This window comes from Streptomyces sp. NPDC088400 (assembly GCF_044753355.1).
Taxonomy (GTDB): domain Bacteria; phylum Actinomycetota; class Actinomycetes; order Streptomycetales; family Streptomycetaceae; genus Streptomyces.
Map to the genome: position 1 here is coordinate 283,863 of NZ_JBIVMZ010000010.1, position 14,399 is coordinate 298,261.

The 14,399-nt window shown below is 69.2% G+C and carries 15 protein-coding genes; 9 read left to right on the forward strand and 6 right to left on the reverse strand.

Going from position 1 to position 14,399, the window contains the following annotated elements; all coding sequences use genetic code 11:
- The first annotated feature begins 11 nt into the window (after window positions 1–11).
- On the forward strand, window positions 12–1,055 hold the full coding sequence (locus ACIQD6_RS25360) for a zinc-dependent alcohol dehydrogenase family protein (RefSeq protein ID WP_401886085.1): 1,044 nt from the start codon (window positions 12–14) through the stop codon (window positions 1,053–1,055).
- Window positions 1,056–1,130: 75 nt separating this feature from the next.
- On the opposite strand, the gene ACIQD6_RS25365 is transcribed toward ACIQD6_RS25360, so the two are convergent.
- Window positions 1,131–2,681, reverse strand: coding sequence for a S8 family peptidase (locus tag ACIQD6_RS25365; RefSeq protein ID WP_401886087.1), 1,551 nt, complete (start codon window positions 2,679–2,681; stop codon window positions 1,131–1,133).
- 251 nt (window positions 2,682–2,932) lie between these two features.
- Here ACIQD6_RS25365 and ACIQD6_RS25370 point away from each other — a divergent pair, with 251 nt between their 5' ends.
- The 3 genes from ACIQD6_RS25370 (at window position 2,933) to moaA (ending at window position 6,342) form a co-directional block, all read left to right on the forward strand.
- Entirely contained in the window at window positions 2,933–3,358 is a 426-nt protein-coding gene (locus ACIQD6_RS25370; protein ID WP_401886089.1) for a DUF485 domain-containing protein, read from the forward strand.
- Window positions 3,359–3,396: 38 nt separating this feature from the next.
- Complete coding sequence (locus tag ACIQD6_RS25375) at window positions 3,397–5,049, forward strand: cation acetate symporter (RefSeq protein WP_401886186.1); 1,653 nt, start codon at window positions 3,397–3,399, stop codon at window positions 5,047–5,049.
- A 303-nt stretch (window positions 5,050–5,352) separates the two neighbouring features.
- Window positions 5,353–6,342 carry a GTP 3',8-cyclase MoaA gene (gene moaA / locus ACIQD6_RS25380; RefSeq protein WP_401886091.1) on the forward strand — a complete coding sequence of 330 codons (990 nt, stop codon included), beginning with the start codon at window positions 5,353–5,355 and terminating at the stop codon, window positions 6,340–6,342.
- Here moaA and ACIQD6_RS25385 read toward each other — a convergent pair.
- Both ACIQD6_RS25385 and ACIQD6_RS25390 read right to left on the reverse strand, forming a co-directional pair.
- Window positions 6,325–6,531 (reverse strand): hypothetical protein, encoded by a 207-nt coding sequence (locus tag ACIQD6_RS25385; protein ID WP_401886188.1) that lies wholly within the window; start codon window positions 6,529–6,531, stop codon window positions 6,325–6,327. The genes moaA and ACIQD6_RS25385 overlap by 18 nt on opposite strands.
- 346 nt (window positions 6,532–6,877) lie before the next feature.
- Entirely contained in the window at window positions 6,878–7,252 is a 375-nt protein-coding gene (locus ACIQD6_RS25390; protein WP_401886094.1) for a DUF3099 domain-containing protein, read from the reverse strand.
- Window positions 7,253–7,465: 213 nt separating this feature from the next.
- On the opposite strand from ACIQD6_RS25390, the gene ACIQD6_RS25395 reads away from it, so the two are divergent.
- Window positions 7,466–7,756 (forward strand): GlsB/YeaQ/YmgE family stress response membrane protein, encoded by a 291-nt coding sequence (locus ACIQD6_RS25395; RefSeq protein WP_401886097.1) that lies wholly within the window; start codon window positions 7,466–7,468, stop codon window positions 7,754–7,756.
- Between the two features lie 185 nt (window positions 7,757–7,941).
- Here the strand turns inward: ACIQD6_RS25395 and tyrS are convergent, their stop codons facing one another.
- The 3 genes from tyrS to ACIQD6_RS25410 form a co-directional block, all read right to left on the reverse strand.
- A complete protein-coding gene (gene tyrS / locus ACIQD6_RS25400; protein WP_401886099.1) occupies window positions 7,942–9,210 on the reverse strand; it encodes a tyrosine--tRNA ligase in 1,269 nt (422 codons plus the stop codon).
- Between the two features lie 83 nt (window positions 9,211–9,293).
- The gene (locus ACIQD6_RS25405) at window positions 9,294–10,703 is read right to left on the reverse strand and encodes a metallopeptidase TldD-related protein (RefSeq protein WP_401886101.1); all 1,410 of its coding nucleotides are present in this window, start codon (window positions 10,701–10,703) and stop codon (window positions 9,294–9,296) included.
- Window positions 10,704–10,833: 130 nt separating this feature from the next.
- Window positions 10,834–12,357, reverse strand: coding sequence for a TldD/PmbA family protein (locus tag ACIQD6_RS25410; protein ID WP_401886103.1), 1,524 nt, complete (start codon window positions 12,355–12,357; stop codon window positions 10,834–10,836).
- A 222-nt stretch (window positions 12,358–12,579) separates the two neighbouring features.
- On the opposite strand from ACIQD6_RS25410, the gene ACIQD6_RS25415 reads away from it, so the two are divergent.
- The 4 genes from ACIQD6_RS25415 to ACIQD6_RS25430 all read left to right on the forward strand — a co-directional run bounded on the left by ACIQD6_RS25415 (window position 12,580) and on the right by ACIQD6_RS25430 (window position 14,353).
- Window positions 12,580–12,864, forward strand: a complete 285-nt coding sequence (locus ACIQD6_RS25415; RefSeq protein ID WP_401886106.1) for a type II toxin-antitoxin system Phd/YefM family antitoxin — start codon at window positions 12,580–12,582, stop codon at window positions 12,862–12,864.
- Window positions 12,861–13,253: a type II toxin-antitoxin system VapC family toxin gene (locus tag ACIQD6_RS25420; protein WP_401886108.1), complete on the forward strand. Its 393-nt coding sequence runs from the start codon at window positions 12,861–12,863 to the stop codon at window positions 13,251–13,253. The genes ACIQD6_RS25415 and ACIQD6_RS25420 overlap by 4 nt, the downstream gene beginning before the upstream one ends.
- Before the next feature lie 192 nt (window positions 13,254–13,445).
- The gene (locus ACIQD6_RS25425) at window positions 13,446–13,766 is read left to right on the forward strand and encodes an ATP-binding protein (RefSeq protein WP_401886110.1); all 321 of its coding nucleotides are present in this window, start codon (window positions 13,446–13,448) and stop codon (window positions 13,764–13,766) included.
- Between the two features lie 104 nt (window positions 13,767–13,870).
- Window positions 13,871–14,353, forward strand: a complete 483-nt coding sequence (locus ACIQD6_RS25430) for a hypothetical protein (RefSeq protein ID WP_401886113.1) — start codon at window positions 13,871–13,873, stop codon at window positions 14,351–14,353.
- The last annotated feature ends 46 nt before the right edge of the window (window positions 14,354–14,399 follow it).

A 14,399-nucleotide genomic window follows, 5' to 3' on the forward strand; every position in this document is an offset into this window, starting at 1 on the left:
GGAAACACCCCATGCGCGCGACAGTCATCCATGCCCCCCACGACATACGGGTGGAAGAGGTGGCGGACCCCACGATCCGGCAGTCCACCGACGCGGTGGTGCGGGTCCTGCGTGCCTGTATTTGCGGTAGCGACTTGTGGCCGTACCGCGGTGAGGGCCCCACCGGGCCCGAGCAGCGCATCGGCCACGAGTTCCTCGGCGTGATCGAGGAAGCCGGCTCGGACGTGAACGGATTCTCGGCCGGTGACCTCGTCGTCGCGCCCTTCGCGTGGTCCGACGGTCTCTGCGACTTCTGCCATGACGGGATCCAGACCTCCTGCCCCCAGGGCGGTATCTGGGGCGAGCCCGGATCCGACGGCGGACAGGGCGAGGCCGTACGCGTGCCCTTCGCCGACGGCACGCTCGTCAAGCTCCCGGCCGACGCGGCCTCCGACGACCGGCTGCTGACCGGGCTGCTGGCGCTCTCCGACGTGATGGGCACCGGCCACCACGCGGCCGTCGGCGCGGGAGTGCGGCGCGGCAGCACGGTCGCGGTCGTCGGCGACGGCGCGGTCGGACTCTGCGGCGTGCTGGCCGCCAAGCGGCTGGGCGCCGAGCGGATCATCGCGCTCGGCCGCCACCGGTCCCGTACCGACATCGCCAAGACCTTCGGCGCCACCGAGATCGTCGCCGAGCGGGGTGACGCGGCGGTCGAGGCCGTCCTGGAACTCACCCGCGGGCAGGGCGCGCACTGCGTCATCGAGGCGGTCGGCACCGAGCAGTCGATGAACACGGCCCTGCGGATCGCCCGCGGCGGCGGCTCCGTCGGCTATGTCGGCGTGCCGCACGGCAGCGCCACCGGAGTGGACCTGGGCCACATGTTCAAGTCGAACATCGCCCTGCGCGGCGGCGTCGCCCCCGCCCGCGCCTACCTTCCCGAGCTGCTTCCCGACGTGCTGGACGGCACGATCGACCCGTCGCCGGTCTTCGACATGACGGTCGGCCTCGACGACGTGCCGAACGGCTACAAGGCGATGGACGAGCGCACCGCGCTCAAGGTCCTCGTCAAGCCGTGACCCGGACGTCATGACTCGTACGTACGGGGGTTACGCCGCTCTCGGCGTAACCCCCGTACGTGTACTGCCTGTTGTTTACTTGCGCACCGCGTCCAGGGCGTTGACCAGACCCGCCCCGTAGAAGCTGTTGTGGCGCTTGCCGCCCGTGCAGACCGCGTCGATCTCGCCGTCACCGTCGATGTCGTACGACGGAGGGCAGGCGGTGTCGTCGGCCTGCGCCGTGAGCAGCGCCTTGATCGCCCAGGCCGAGGCGCGCGGGTGCGTGGACTTCAGCAGCGCGGCGACGCCCGCGACATGCGGGGAGGCCATCGACGTACCGGCCATGTACCCCCACGTGCCGCCCGGCAGCGGGCCCAGGATCAGACCGCTGGTCGCCGGCGGGGCCGGTGTCTGGTACGAGGTGGAGTCGCCGCCCGGGGCCGCGACATCGACGACACCGAGACCGTGGTTGGAGAACGAGGACTTCAGCCCCTTGGCACCGGTGGACGCCACGGTGACCACACCCGGCAGCTGGGTCGGTATGTCCAGGCACTCGGACGGGTCGATGACACGGTCGCCCGGAGTGGTGTCGTTCGGGCTGGTCGGGTCGGTGATCGAGTCGGACGCGAGATCGTAATTCTCGTTGCCCGCCGCGGCCACATTGACCGTGCCCTTCTTCTCGGCGTACCGAGTGGCCCGGGTGAGGGCCTCGACCAGGGCCTTCTGGTCCGGGTCGGTCGTGCAGTTGAAGTACCACGGGTCGGTGTAATAGCTGTTGTTCGTCACATCGACGCCGTGCTCGGCGGCCCAGACGAAGCCGCACACGACGGCCTCGGTGTAGAAGAACCCGGCCGTCGTGGACACCTTGATGCCGGACACCTTCACGCCCGGCGCGACACCGGTGACACCCACGCCGTTCTTCGCCGCCGCTATCTCACCCGCCACATGCGTGCCGTGCGGGCTCTCCTCGGCGCTCGGCCGCCAGGCGCCGTCCGCCGTGTCCGGCTTGCCGCCCACGCAGTTCACCGACGCGTCGCGGTCGAAGTTCGGCGCTATGTCCGGGTGCGTGTCGTCGACACCCGTGTCGATGACGGCGACCGTGACGTTCTTGCTGCCGAGCGTCTTCTCGTGCGCCTTGTCCGCCTTGATGGCGGGCAGGTCCCACTGCAAGGGCTCCAACGGGTCCTGGCCGGCGGCCTTCGCGCCCGCCTTCGTACGCGCCGTCGCTGCCGCGACCTCGTCGGCGCCGAGCACCTGAGGCTCGCCGACATCCGTCGTGGACTGCGCGGGCAGCGGCGCCGTACGGGTGGCACCGGCCGAACCGACCCCCGGGACCTTGCGTATGCTCCGGGCGAAGTCGGGGTTCTGCGAGGTGACGACTATGACGCCTATCTGCTCATAGCTCGTCACCACCGTGCCGCCGGCCCGGTCGATCGCCTTCTTGACGGCCTTGACGGTGGAGTGCCCGCCACGGGTGTTCACGACGTATGAGAGCTTCGGGCCGTCCTTGGCCACCGCGGCGGGCGCGCTCACCGCCGGAGCGGCCGAGGCCGTGGCGGCGGCGGGCAGGAGGCCGAGCGAAGCGGTGAGCGCCAGACCTACGGGCAGGGCGAGTACGCGCCGCCGTCTGGATCCCAGATGAGCCATGGGTTCTCCACATCATCCATGAAATGCCGTCCCTCGCGCACGTCGCGCGCGGACGGGGGCATGACAACGGAACTTATCTCTGATCATTGCTGCTCATCAATGATTTCCGGAAGAAAGCACAAGAAAAAGGCCGGTGTTGAACCGCTTCGCGATGCCCTCCGTGCCGTTGTCAGGGAGACGTGCACCAACTCACCCCCCGCGAGGTCCCCCTAATGACCGACCCCATCGCACCCGCGTCACGAGGAGATTCCGTGGCTACCGATGTACCGCCGCCCGAGGGCGGTAAGGACACCAGCCCCGCCCAGCACACGCTGGACAAGCCGAAGCCGGCCTCGTCCACACCGGCCTCGTCCACACCGGCCCAGCCCACGACGGCCCAGTTCGTCGAGGTGCAGGAGAGCGAGGAGTTCGGCGAACTGCGCCGCACCTACCGCTCCTTCGCCTTCCCGCTGACCGTCGCCTTCATCGCCTGGTACCTGCTGTACGTCCTGCTGTCCAACTACGCGGGCGGCTTCATGGGCACCAAGCTCTTCGGCAACATCAACGTCGCCCTGGTCCTCGGCCTCGCGCAGTTCGCCACCACCTTCCTCATCGCCTGGTTCTACGCCCGGCACGCGTCCCAGCAGCTCGACCCGAAGGCGGACGCCATCAAGTCCCGTATGGAGGCGGACGTATGAGTCACCCAGGCCAGCTCATCAGCCACCCCGACCAGTTCATGAGCCATCCCGGCCGACTGATCGACCACCCGTTCCAGCACCAGCTCGCCGCCGCCACGGACGCCAGCGAGCACCGGCCGCTGATCATCACGCTGTTCGGGCTTTTCGTCGTCGCCACCCTGGTCATCACCGTCTGGGCCGGCCGCCAGACCAAGAGCGCCTCCGACTTCTACGCGGGCGGGCGGCAGTTCACCGGTTTCCAGAACGGCCTCGCGGTCTCCGGCGACTACATGTCCGCCGCGTCCTTCCTCGGTATCGCCGGCGCCATCGCCCTCTTCGGCTACGACGGCTTCCTCTACTCCATCGGCTTCCTGGTCGCCTGGCTGGTCGCGCTGCTGCTCGTCGCCGAACCGCTGCGCAACTCCGGCCGGTACACGATGGGCGACGTCCTCGCGTACCGCATGCGCCAGCGCCCGGTCCGTACCGCCGCAGGCACCTCCACCATCGTCGTCTCGATCTTCTACCTGCTGGCGCAGATGGCCGGCGCGGGCGTGCTGGTCTCGCTGCTGCTCGGCATCACCAGCGACGGCGGGAAGATCGCCATCGTCGCGCTGGTCGGCCTGCTGATGATCGTGTACGTCACCATCGGCGGGATGAAGGGCACCACCTGGGTCCAGATGGTCAAGGCCGTGCTGCTCATCGCGGGCACCCTGCTGATCACCTTCCTGATCCTGTGGAAGTTCCACTTCAACCTCTCCGACCTGCTGGGCACGGCGGCGAGCAACAGCGGCAAGGGCGCGGCCTTCCTGGAGCCCGGCCTCAAGTACGGGGCCACCGAGACCTCGAAGCTGGACTTCATCTCGCTCGGCATCGCGCTGGTCCTCGGTACGGCGGGCCTGCCGCACATCCTGATCCGCTTCTACACCGTGCCTACCGCCAAGGCCGCCCGTAAGTCGGTCATCTGGGCCATCGGCATCATCGGCGCCTTCTACCTGATGACCATCGTGCTCGGCTTCGGCGCCGCCGCGCTGCTCAAGCCCGGCGACATCATCGCCTCCAACAAGGCGGGAAACACGGCGGCCCCGCTGGCCGCCCTGGAGATCGGCGGCGGCGCCGACTCGACGGGCGGCGCGATCCTGCTCGCCGTGATCTCCGCCGTCGCCTTCGCCACCATCCTCGCCGTGGTCGCGGGCCTCACCCTGGCGTCCTCGTCGTCCTTCGCGCACGACATCTACGCCAACGTCATCCGCAAAGGCCAGGCCACCGAGAAGGAGGAGGTCCGCGCGGCGCGCTGGGCGACCGTCGCCATCGGCGTCGTCTCCATCGCGCTCGGCGCCCTCGCCCGCGATCTGAACGTGGCCGGGCTGGTCGCGCTCGCCTTCGCCGTCGCCGCCTCGGCCAATCTGCCGACCATCCTCTACAGCCTGTTCTGGAAGAGGTTCACCACGCAGGGCGCTCTCTGGTCGATCTACGGAGGTCTGGCCTCGTCCGTGCTGCTGGTGCTGTTCTCGCCGGTCGTCTCGGGCAAGCCGACCTCGATGTTCCCGGGCGTCGACTTCCACTTCTTCCCGCTGGAGAACCCGGGGCTGATCTCGATCCCGCTGGGCTTCCTGCTCGGCTGGCTCGGCACCGTACTGTCGAAGGAGGAGCCGGACAAGGGCAAGTACGCCGAGCTGGAGGTCAAGTCCCTCACCGGCACCGGCGCGCACTGACCGAGGAGTCGCGTCCGTACAAAGGAGTCCGTACAGGCGCGTCCTTACAAGAGAGTCCGTACAAGCGCGTCCGTACAAGAGCGTCCGTGCAAGAGCCTTTTCCGTGGCCGCGCCGTAGAGTCCAACGGCGCGGCCACGCCGCTTCTACGCTCCTTGTGACAAACGGGCTTCGGGTGGTGTCAGAGGTCTGACGTAGGCTCGACGGTGTCGGATCCGATCACAGGGCTGATCACACAGGACGGATCACCCAGGGCTGATCACACGGCCGATCCGATCACGGAGACCACCGGGAGGGGGCCCACAGTGCTCATCGACACCTACGGCCGAGTGGCCACCGACCTGCGCGTCTCACTCACGGACCGGTGCAACCTCCGCTGCACGTACTGCATGCCGGAAGAGGGCCTCCAGTGGCTCACCAAGTCCGACCTGCTGAGTGACGACGAGATCGTGCGGCTGATCGGGATCGCCGTGACGCGACTGGGCATCACCGAAGTCCGCTTCACCGGCGGTGAGCCGCTGCTCAGGCCCGGCCTGGTCGGGATCGTGGAGCGGTGCGCGGGGCTGACGCCACGCCCCAGGATGTCGCTGACCACGAACGGGATAGGGCTCAAGCGCACAGCCGCCGCGCTGAAGGCCGCCGGCCTGGACCGCGTCAACGTCTCGCTCGACACCCTGCGGCCCGATGTCTTCAAGACCCTCACCCGCCGCGACCGGCACGCGGATGTGCTCGACGGGCTGCACGCGGCCCGCGACGCCGGACTGACCCCGGTCAAGGTCAACACCGTCCTGATGCCGGGGCTCAACGACGACGAGGCACCCGAGCTGCTGGCCTGGGCCGTGGAGCACGGCTACGAACTGCGCTTCATCGAGCAGATGCCGCTCGACGCCCAGCACGGCTGGAAGCGCGACAGCATGATCACGGCTGGTGACATAGTGGAGTCGCTGCGTACGCGCTTCGAGCTGACCGCCGAGGGCGAGTCCGAGCGCGGTTCGGCGCCCGCCGAGCGCTGGGTCGTGGACGGCGGCCCGCACCGCGTCGGGGTGATCGGATCGGTGACCCGCCCGTTCTGCCACGCCTGCGACCGCACCCGGCTGACCGCCGACGGACAGATACGCACCTGCCTGTTCGCCCAGGAGGAGACGGACCTGCGGAGCGCGCTGCGCTCCCAGGCGCCCGACGAGGAGATCGCCAGGCTCTGGAAGCTGGCGATGTGGGGCAAGAAGGCCGGCTCCGGCCTGGACGATCCGGCCTTCCTTCAGCCCGACCGCCCGATGTCAGCCATCGGAGGCTGAGCGGCCCTCCCACTCGGCGAGGGTCACGACCTCCTTGAGGAAACCGCGCACACCGAGGAACGAGGAGAGATGCTCGCGATGCTCGTCACAGGCGAGCCAGGTCTTGCGCCGCTCCGGTGTGTGCAGCTTGGGATTGTTCCAGGCGAGGACCCAGACGGCCGGGGTGCGGCAGCCCTTCGCGGAACAGATCGGCGTCGCGTCGTCATCGGCGGCGGGGCCGGGAGAGAAGAGGCCGCCGAAATCGGCGGGACGTGATGAATCGGGGGAGTTCACCCGACCACCCTAGGCCAACGCTCAGCTACGTCCGGCAGGCGTAAAACAGGGCCGGAAACGGCGCCGGAAACGGCGACGCCGGGCAGCCACGGGGGGAGCTGCCCGGCGTCGGTCCATCGCTCCGACGGGGGATGCGGAGCGCCTGGAAAGTATGTCATGAGCAACGGGGTGCCGGGCACCGGAACTTCACGATTGATCTGAGGTTTTCTTGAGCTTCGCGGACCGCCGGATACCGGTTCTGTGAGCTTCCGACCGCGTCAGGTCACGCTTTTTCGCGCGGGGGCGCGGCCTGCTCCCGGTCTGTCGCGGCGGCTCCGGACTCCGCCGTGGCGGTTCCGGACGGGGGCGCGATCATCGTACGGACCGGTGCGGTGACGTACGTCGACGGCATCGAAGGGACGTTCTCCCGGCCCGCGTTGGCGATCACCACGGCCACGTACGGAAGCAGCATCCCGAGGGCGAGCGTCACGATCGCGACCGGCCGTTCCACGTTCCACAGGGCCACGGTCGCGATCACCGAAAGGGTCCGTACGGACATCGAGATCACATACCGGCGCTGCCGGCCGCGCACATCGTCGGCGAGTCCCTGCCGGGCCCCCGTGATCCGGAAGACCTCAGCGCCGCTCTGCTTCCGCATCACGTTCCACCACCTGATTCCTGTGCCGGACTCTCCCCGGACCGGACTCCCACCACGGTACGCCGGGGCCCCCGCGCCGACGAGAGCGGGTCACCCTCATCCTGACCGATCCATCTGGTCCCGCCACGTACGGCACTGTCCGACATGCGGCGTATGGCGTATCACCCCACACTGAGCGCACATGCGCATACCGCGCCGCATGAGGAGGCGACGATGAGCTGGTTGTGGGCAATCATTGTGGGTCTGGTGCTCGGTCTGATCGCCAGAGCGGTCATCCCGGGCAAGCAGCACATCCCTCTGTGGCTGACGACCTTGTGCGGCATCCTCGGCAGCATTCTCGGCAACGCCGTCGCGAGCTGGATCGGCGTCGCCGACACCAAGGGCATCGACTGGACCCGTCATGTGCTCCAGCTGATCGGGGCCATCCTCGTGGTCTTCGTGGCCGACATGATCTGGAACGCGGTCCGGGGCGGCAAGGGCAAGAGCGCCAGACAGAGAGTCTGAGTCCGACCCGATCGGGCCCGACCCGATCGGACCCGACTTGATCGGACCTCGGGAAGGAAACGGCCGCGGCCGGGTACGTGAGCGAGAGCCCTCGTACCCGGCCGCGGCCGTATGCGATACGGCGATACGGCGGTATGGCGATACGCGCGGCATCACGATGCCGACGCCACCGCGCTTCCGTCCGGTCAGCCGGCCGTGACCTCGATCGCGGCCAGGTTCTTCTTGCCCCGGCGCAGCACCAGCCAGCGCCCGTGCAGCAGTTCCGTACGGTCCGGGACGGTGTCCGCGTCGGCGACCTTCACGTTGTTCACGTAGGCCCCGCCCTCCTTGACCGTGCGCCGGGCCGCCGACTTGCTCGGCGCCAGCCCGGCCTCGGCGAAGAGGTCCACCACCGGTCCCAGCTCGGCGATCCGGGCGCGCGGCACCTCGGAGAGCGCCGCGCTCAGCGTCGCCTCGTCCAGTCCCGTCAGCTCACCCTGGCCGAACAGCGCCCGGGAAGCGGCGACGACCGCCGCGCACTGGTCCGCGCCGTGGACGAGCGTGGTCAGCTCCTCCGCCAGCGCCCGCTGGGCCGCGCGGGCCTGCGGACGCTCGGCGGTGAGCTGCTCCAGCTCTTCCAGTTCCGCACGGCTCTTGAAGCTGAGGATGCGGCTGTACGCGGAGATGTCCCGGTCGTCCACGTTCAGCCAGAACTGGTAGAAGGCGTACGGCGTGGTCATCTCCGGGTCGAGCCAGACCGCCCCGCCCTCCGTCTTGCCGAACTTGGTCCCGTCCGCCTTCGTCATCAGCGGCGTGGCCAGCGCGTGCACGGTGGCGTCCGGCTCCAGGCGGTGGATCAGGTCGAGACCCGCGGTGAGGTTGCCCCACTGGTCGCTGCCGCCCTGCTGGAGGACGCATCCGTACCGCCGGTACAGCTCCAGGAAGTCCATGCTCTGGAGCAGCTGGTAGCTGAACTCGGTGTAGCTGATGCCCTCGTCGGACTCCAGCCGGCGGGCGATGGAGTCCTTGGCGAGCATCCGGTTGACCCGGAAGTGCTTGCCGATGTCCCGCAGGAACTCGATCGCGGACATGCCCGCGGTCCAGTCCAGGTTGTTGACCATCGTGGCCGCGTTCGGACCGTCGAACGTGAGGAACGGCTCGATCTGCGCCCGCAGCCGCGCCACCCAGCCGGCGACCGTCTCCGGATCGTTCAGCGTCCGCTCGGCCGTCGGCCGGGGGTCACCGATCTGGCCGGTGGCCCCGCCCACCAGGGCCAGCGGCCGGTGCCCGGCCTGCTGGAGCCTGCGTACGGTCAGCACCTGCACGAGATGCCCCACGTGCAGGCTGGCCGCGGTCGGGTCGAACCCGCAATAGAACGTGACGGGACCGTCCGCGAGCGCCTTGCGCAAAGCGTCCTCGTCAGTGGACTGGGCGAACAGCCCGCGCCACTTCAGCTCGTCGACGATGTCCGTCACGGTCGTGTGTCTCCTCGCATGGTTCGTACGCGAATGCTTCGTACGTGGGGGTGGTTCATATATGTACGACCAGTCTATGGGCGTCACACGCCCCGGCTGACCGAGCTCATGTTGAAGTCCGGGACGCGCAGCGCGGGCATCGCCGCCCGGGTGAACCAGTCGCCCCACTCGCGCGGCAGCGTCTTCTCCGTACGTCCGGCCTCGGTCACCCGCGACAGCAGACCGACGGGCGACTCGTTGAACCGGAAGTTGTTCACCTCCCCGACGACCTCGCCGTTCTCGACGAGATACACGCCGTCCCGGGTCAGCCCGGTGAGCAGCAGTGTCGCCGGGTCGACCTCGCGGATGTACCAGAGGCAGGTCAGGAGCAGCCCGCGCGTGGTGGCCGACACCATCTCCTCCAGCGAACGCTCACCGCCGCCGTCCAGGATCAGATTGCCGATGCCGGGCGCGACCGGCAGCCCGGTCAGGGCGGCGCTGTGCCGGGTGGTGACCAGATGGCTCAGCTCCCCGCCCCGTACCCAGTCCGTCGCCGCCAGCGGCAGACCGTTGTCGAACACGGACGCGTCGTCACCGGAGGCGTGCGCGATCACGAACGGCGCGGACTCCAGACCGGGCTCGTTCGGGTCGCTGCGCAGGGTCAGCGGCAGCTCGGAGAGCTTCTCCCCGACGCGGGTGCCGCCGCCGGGGCGGGAGAAGACCGTACGGCCCTCCGCGGCGTCGCGGGCGGCCGAGGACCACAGCTGGTAGATCAGCAGGTCGGCCACGGCGGTGGGCGGCAGCAGCGTCTCGTACCGCCCGGCGGGCAGCTCGATCTTCCGCTCGGCCCAGGCCAGCCGCTGCGCCAGCTCGGCGTCGAGTGACGCCGGGTCCACATCCTTGAAGTCGCGCGTGGCCCGGCCCGCCCAGGCGGAGCGGGTGCGGTCGGGGGACTTGGCGTTCAGCTCCAGCGTGCCGCTCGGCTGGTCGTGGCGCAGCCGTACGCCCGTCGACGTACCGAGGTAGGTCGAGGTCAGCATGTGATGGGCGAAGCCGTACAGCTCACGTCCGCCGGCGCGGGCACGGGCGAACGACTCGCCGAGCGCGGGCGCGAAGTCCGCGAAGACGGCGGAGGTCGTCTCGGCGGGCGCGTCCGTGAAATCCCCGCCCCCGGCGCCGTTCGCCCGGTCCGCGTCGACCAGGGGCTGAGCGTCCTCGGCGGGCTCGGCCCCGCGCGCGGCGGCCTCGGCGGCCCGTACGACCTGCTCCAGCTCGTCGGCGGTGACGGCGGAACGCGACACGACCCCGGAGGCGGTGCCCCGCGCGCCGTCGACGGTCGCGACGACCGTCAGGGTCCGGCCGCGGGTGACCCCGTTCGTGGTCAGCGCGTTGCCCGCCCAGCGCAGATTGGCGGAGGACTGCTCGTCGGCGATGACCACACAGCCGTCGGCGGTGGACAGTTCGAGAGCGCGCTCGACGATCTCGTACGGCTTGCTGCTGCGGCTCGTGGTCATCGTCCGGCCTCCTGCGTGGTGTTGAGACTGTGCTGTTCCGGGAGGCGGCCCCCGGACCCCCGGCCGGTTCGGATGCCGGTCGTCATCGCCCGGCGGCCCCCGGACCCCCGGCCGGCATCCGTGCTCGCCGTCATCGCCCGGCCTCCTGCGTCGTGTTCAGGATGTTGACGCCGCGGAAGAGAGCCGACGGGCATCCGTGGGAGACCGCCGCGACCTGCCCCGGCTGGGCCTTGCCGCAGTTGAAGGCGCCGCCCAGGACATACGTCTGCGGTCCGCCGACCGCCTCCATGGAGCCCCAGAAGTCCGTGGTCGTCGCCTGGTAGGCGACATCGCGCAACTGGCCCGCCAGCTTGCCGTTCTCGATACGGAAGAACCGCTGGCCGGTGAACTGGAAGTTGTAGCGCTGCATGTCGATCGACCACGACCGGTCGCCGACCACATAGATCCCGCGCTCCACACCGCCGATCAGATCCTCCGTCGCGAGCCCGCCCGGATCCGGCCGCAGCGACACGTTCGCCATGCGCTGTACGGGCACATGGCCCGGCGAATCGGCGTACGCGCAGCCGTTGGAGCGGCCGAGGCCGGTGAGCTTCGCGATACGGCGGTCCAGCTGGTACCCGACGAGCGTGCCGTCCTTGACCAGGTCCCAGGACTGCGCCTCGACGCCCTCGTCGTCGTACCCGATGGTGGCCAGACCGTGTTCGGCGGTCCGGTCACCCGTCACATTCATCACCGAGGAGCCGTACGCCAGCTTCCCGAGCTGGTCGAACGTGGCGAAGGAGGTGCCCGCGTACGCCGCTTCGTATCCCAACGCCCGGTCCAGCTCGGTGGCATGACCGATCGACTCGTGGATCGTCAGCCACAAATTGGACGGGTCGACCACCAGGTCGTACGTGCCGGCCTCGACGCTCGGCGCGCGCATCTTCTCGGCGAGCAGCCCGGGGATGCGCTCCAACTCGGCGTCCCAGTCCCAGCCGGTCCCGGTCAGGTACTCCCAACCCCGGCCGACGGGCGGGGCGATCGTGCGCATCGAGTCGAACTCACCGCTCTTGCCGTCCACCGCGACGGCCGTGAGCTGCGGATGCAGCCGCACACGCTGCTGGGTGGTGACCGTGCCGGCGGTGTCCGCGTAGAACTTGTTCTCATGGACGGTGAGCAGCGACGCGTCCACATGCGCGACGCCCTCGGCCCGCAGCAGCCGCGCGCTCCACTCGGCGAGCAGACCGCTCTTGTCCTCGTCGGGCACCTCGAACGGGTCGATCTCGTACGCCGAGACCCAGGTCTTCTCGGCGTGCACCGGCTCCTCGGCCAGCTCGACCCGCTCGTCGGAACCGGCCGCCGAGATCACCTTCGCCGACAGCTTGGCCATCGCCACGGCCTGCCCGGCGACCCGCGCCGCCGCGTCCATCGACAGATCGACCCCGGACGCGAAGCCCCAGGCGCCGCCGTGCACCACCCGGACCGCGTAACCGAGATCGGTGGTGTCCGACGTCCCGGCGGGCTTGCCGTCCCGCAGCCGCCAGGCCGCGTCCCGTACCCGCTCGAACCGGAAATCGGCATGGTCGGCGCCGAGCGCCCGCGCGCGGGCGAGCGCGGCGTCGGCGAGCGCCCGCAGCGGCAGTGCCAGGAACGACTGATCTACCTCATGGGGCACGTCGGCCTCCCCTTCTCGCACCTCTGGGATATCTGCCCGCAGTGAATCACGCGGGGCAGGCGGCCCGAAGGCCCATTACGGCACCTTGGCCGGCCGCGGCGGGGCCCGTGGTAGGCGCTGACGGGGCACCCCCGCCAAATTGTGCGTACTGTACGTACAATGTAGGTACATTGGCTGGATGGTACGCAGGACAGACTCCGCAGGACAGATGAGGAGGCCCTGATGAGCGCGATTTCGGTCCGCGAGTTCTCCTACAACCCGAGCGCTGTCTTCGCGCGGGTGGAGAAAGGGGAAGCGATTGAGGTGACGCGGCACGGCAACGTCATCGCCATACTGCTGCCGGGGAGCGGAGGCTCTCAGCGATATGCCTCACTCGTCGCGCAAGGCCAGATCCGGCTGACCGCCACCACCACGACGGACCTGGACCGACTGCCGGTCTGTGAGCCCCTCGGTGGTGAGTCGCCGCTGGCTGTACTGCTCGCGGACCGTGAGGACGAACCGCGTTGATCTATCTGGACACCTCTGCCATCGTCACCCTCCTCTCCAGACGCCAGTACGCGCGCGAGCTGGGCGAATACCTCGCCAGTAGGCCGTCCACCCCGATGGCGACCAGCAGCCTGGGCTTCGTGGAAACCGTGCGGACCATGGACCAGGTCGGTGACTTCCCCTCCCTGATGCGGGAGTTGGCCCGCGACTTCACCGAGATTCTGCTGACCGACGAGGTGCGCAACGCGGCAGCGACGTTGCCCGGGAGTGCGCGCACCCTCGACGCCGTTCACGTGGCCAGTGCGCAGATCATGGGTGACGCGCTCGACGTACTCATCAGCTACGACAAGCGGATGCTGGACGTCGCGAAGGAGATCGGCCTGCCTGTGGCGGCGCCTGGTCTCATCTGACACGGCGCCGTATCTGACATCGAGCCGTACGGACCCGGTCGCGGACGTGACGGACCCGGTCGCGGACGTGTGCAGGACACGCTCCGTCCCTGGCCCTGTCTCAGAGTTCTCCGGAGACGACGCCGTCACGGAAGGCGGCCCATCCGGGCAATCAGTGCCAGCGAGTCGTCCGTCGGCAGTGCGGTGGCGACGATGCGTTCGAACGCGTCGGCGAAGGTGCGTACTTCTTCGATGCCCTCGTCCGAGCTGATCGGAAACGCTGTCCGGGCCTGCGGGGACCACGTGCCGGTCGTCGTGGAGGTCTACGCGGTCTCCTTCGGGGTGGCGGTCACCGTCCACGACCCGGACCCGGACACGGTGCCGCGAAGGCGAGGTGTCGCGCTCGACAACGCGGTGGCGGAGTCGGGGCGGGGACTCGTTCTGCTGGATCTGCTCGCGCCGGGCTGGCACGTCATCCGGTCGTCGATCGGCAAGCAGGTCCGGTGCCGGGTGGCCTGTCCCCTGAGCGGGTGAAAAGCCACGGGAAACGTACTTCCGGGAAGTACGTTTCCCTTAATTCTCTCAGGAGGCGAACCCACCAGGTGGCCGAACCGCTGATCAACTTTGACCATGCGATCGTGCGGCCGAAGATCGCCATGCTGGACCGGGGGATGGCCGAAGCCGCCTGGCAGAGCAGCCGGCCGCGCTTCTTCCGCTTTGTGGTGGGGCCGCACTTCGAGCAGCTCTGCCGGGACTGGGTCGCCCACTTCGCGGCACCCGAGACGCTCGGTGGGCTGCCGATCGATGTCTCGTACGGCACCGTCTCCGATCCGGCGAACCGCTCGTCGTACGAGATCGACGTCGTGGTCCACGGCGCTGTCGGCCAGGACAACGGAGTCCTGCTCGCGATCGGGGAGTGCACGTGGGATCAGGTGATGGGGATCGGCCATCTCGAACGGCTGCGGGCGGTTCTGCGGCTGCCGGCCGGACGTGGCATCGATGTGGGGCAGGTCCGGGCCTGTTGCTTCAGCGGGGCCGGGTTCACTCCCGAACTGCGGGCCGCCGAGCGGCGTGGCGAGGTTGTGCTCGTGGGGCTGGAACGGCTGTACGGCGGCGAGTGAGTCCGTGCGGCGATGGCTGAGGCCCGTTTCTGTAGGGACCCGACAG

What these genes read in the sequence shown, in the direction of transcription:
- ACIQD6_RS25360 (WP_401886085.1), top strand. Translation starts at nt 12, where the DNA reads ATGCGCGCGACAGTCATCCATGCCCCCCACGACATACGGGTGGAAGAG.
- ACIQD6_RS25365 (WP_401886087.1), bottom strand. Translation starts at nt 2,681, where the DNA reads ATGGCTCATCTGGGATCCAGACGGCGGCGCGTACTCGCCCTGCCCGTA.
- ACIQD6_RS25375 (WP_401886186.1), top strand. Translation starts at nt 3,397, where the DNA reads ATGAGCCATCCCGGCCGACTGATCGACCACCCGTTCCAGCACCAGCTC.
- ACIQD6_RS25390 (WP_401886094.1), bottom strand. Translation starts at nt 7,252, where the DNA reads ATGCGGAAGCAGAGCGGCGCTGAGGTCTTCCGGATCACGGGGGCCCGG.
- ACIQD6_RS25395 (WP_401886097.1), top strand. Translation starts at nt 7,466, where the DNA reads ATGAGCTGGTTGTGGGCAATCATTGTGGGTCTGGTGCTCGGTCTGATC.
- ACIQD6_RS25405 (WP_401886101.1), bottom strand. Translation starts at nt 10,703, where the DNA reads ATGACCACGAGCCGCAGCAGCAAGCCGTACGAGATCGTCGAGCGCGCT.
- ACIQD6_RS25415 (WP_401886106.1), top strand. Translation starts at nt 12,580, where the DNA reads ATGAGCGCGATTTCGGTCCGCGAGTTCTCCTACAACCCGAGCGCTGTC.
- ACIQD6_RS25425 (WP_401886110.1), top strand. Translation starts at nt 13,446, where the DNA reads ATGCGTTCGAACGCGTCGGCGAAGGTGCGTACTTCTTCGATGCCCTCG.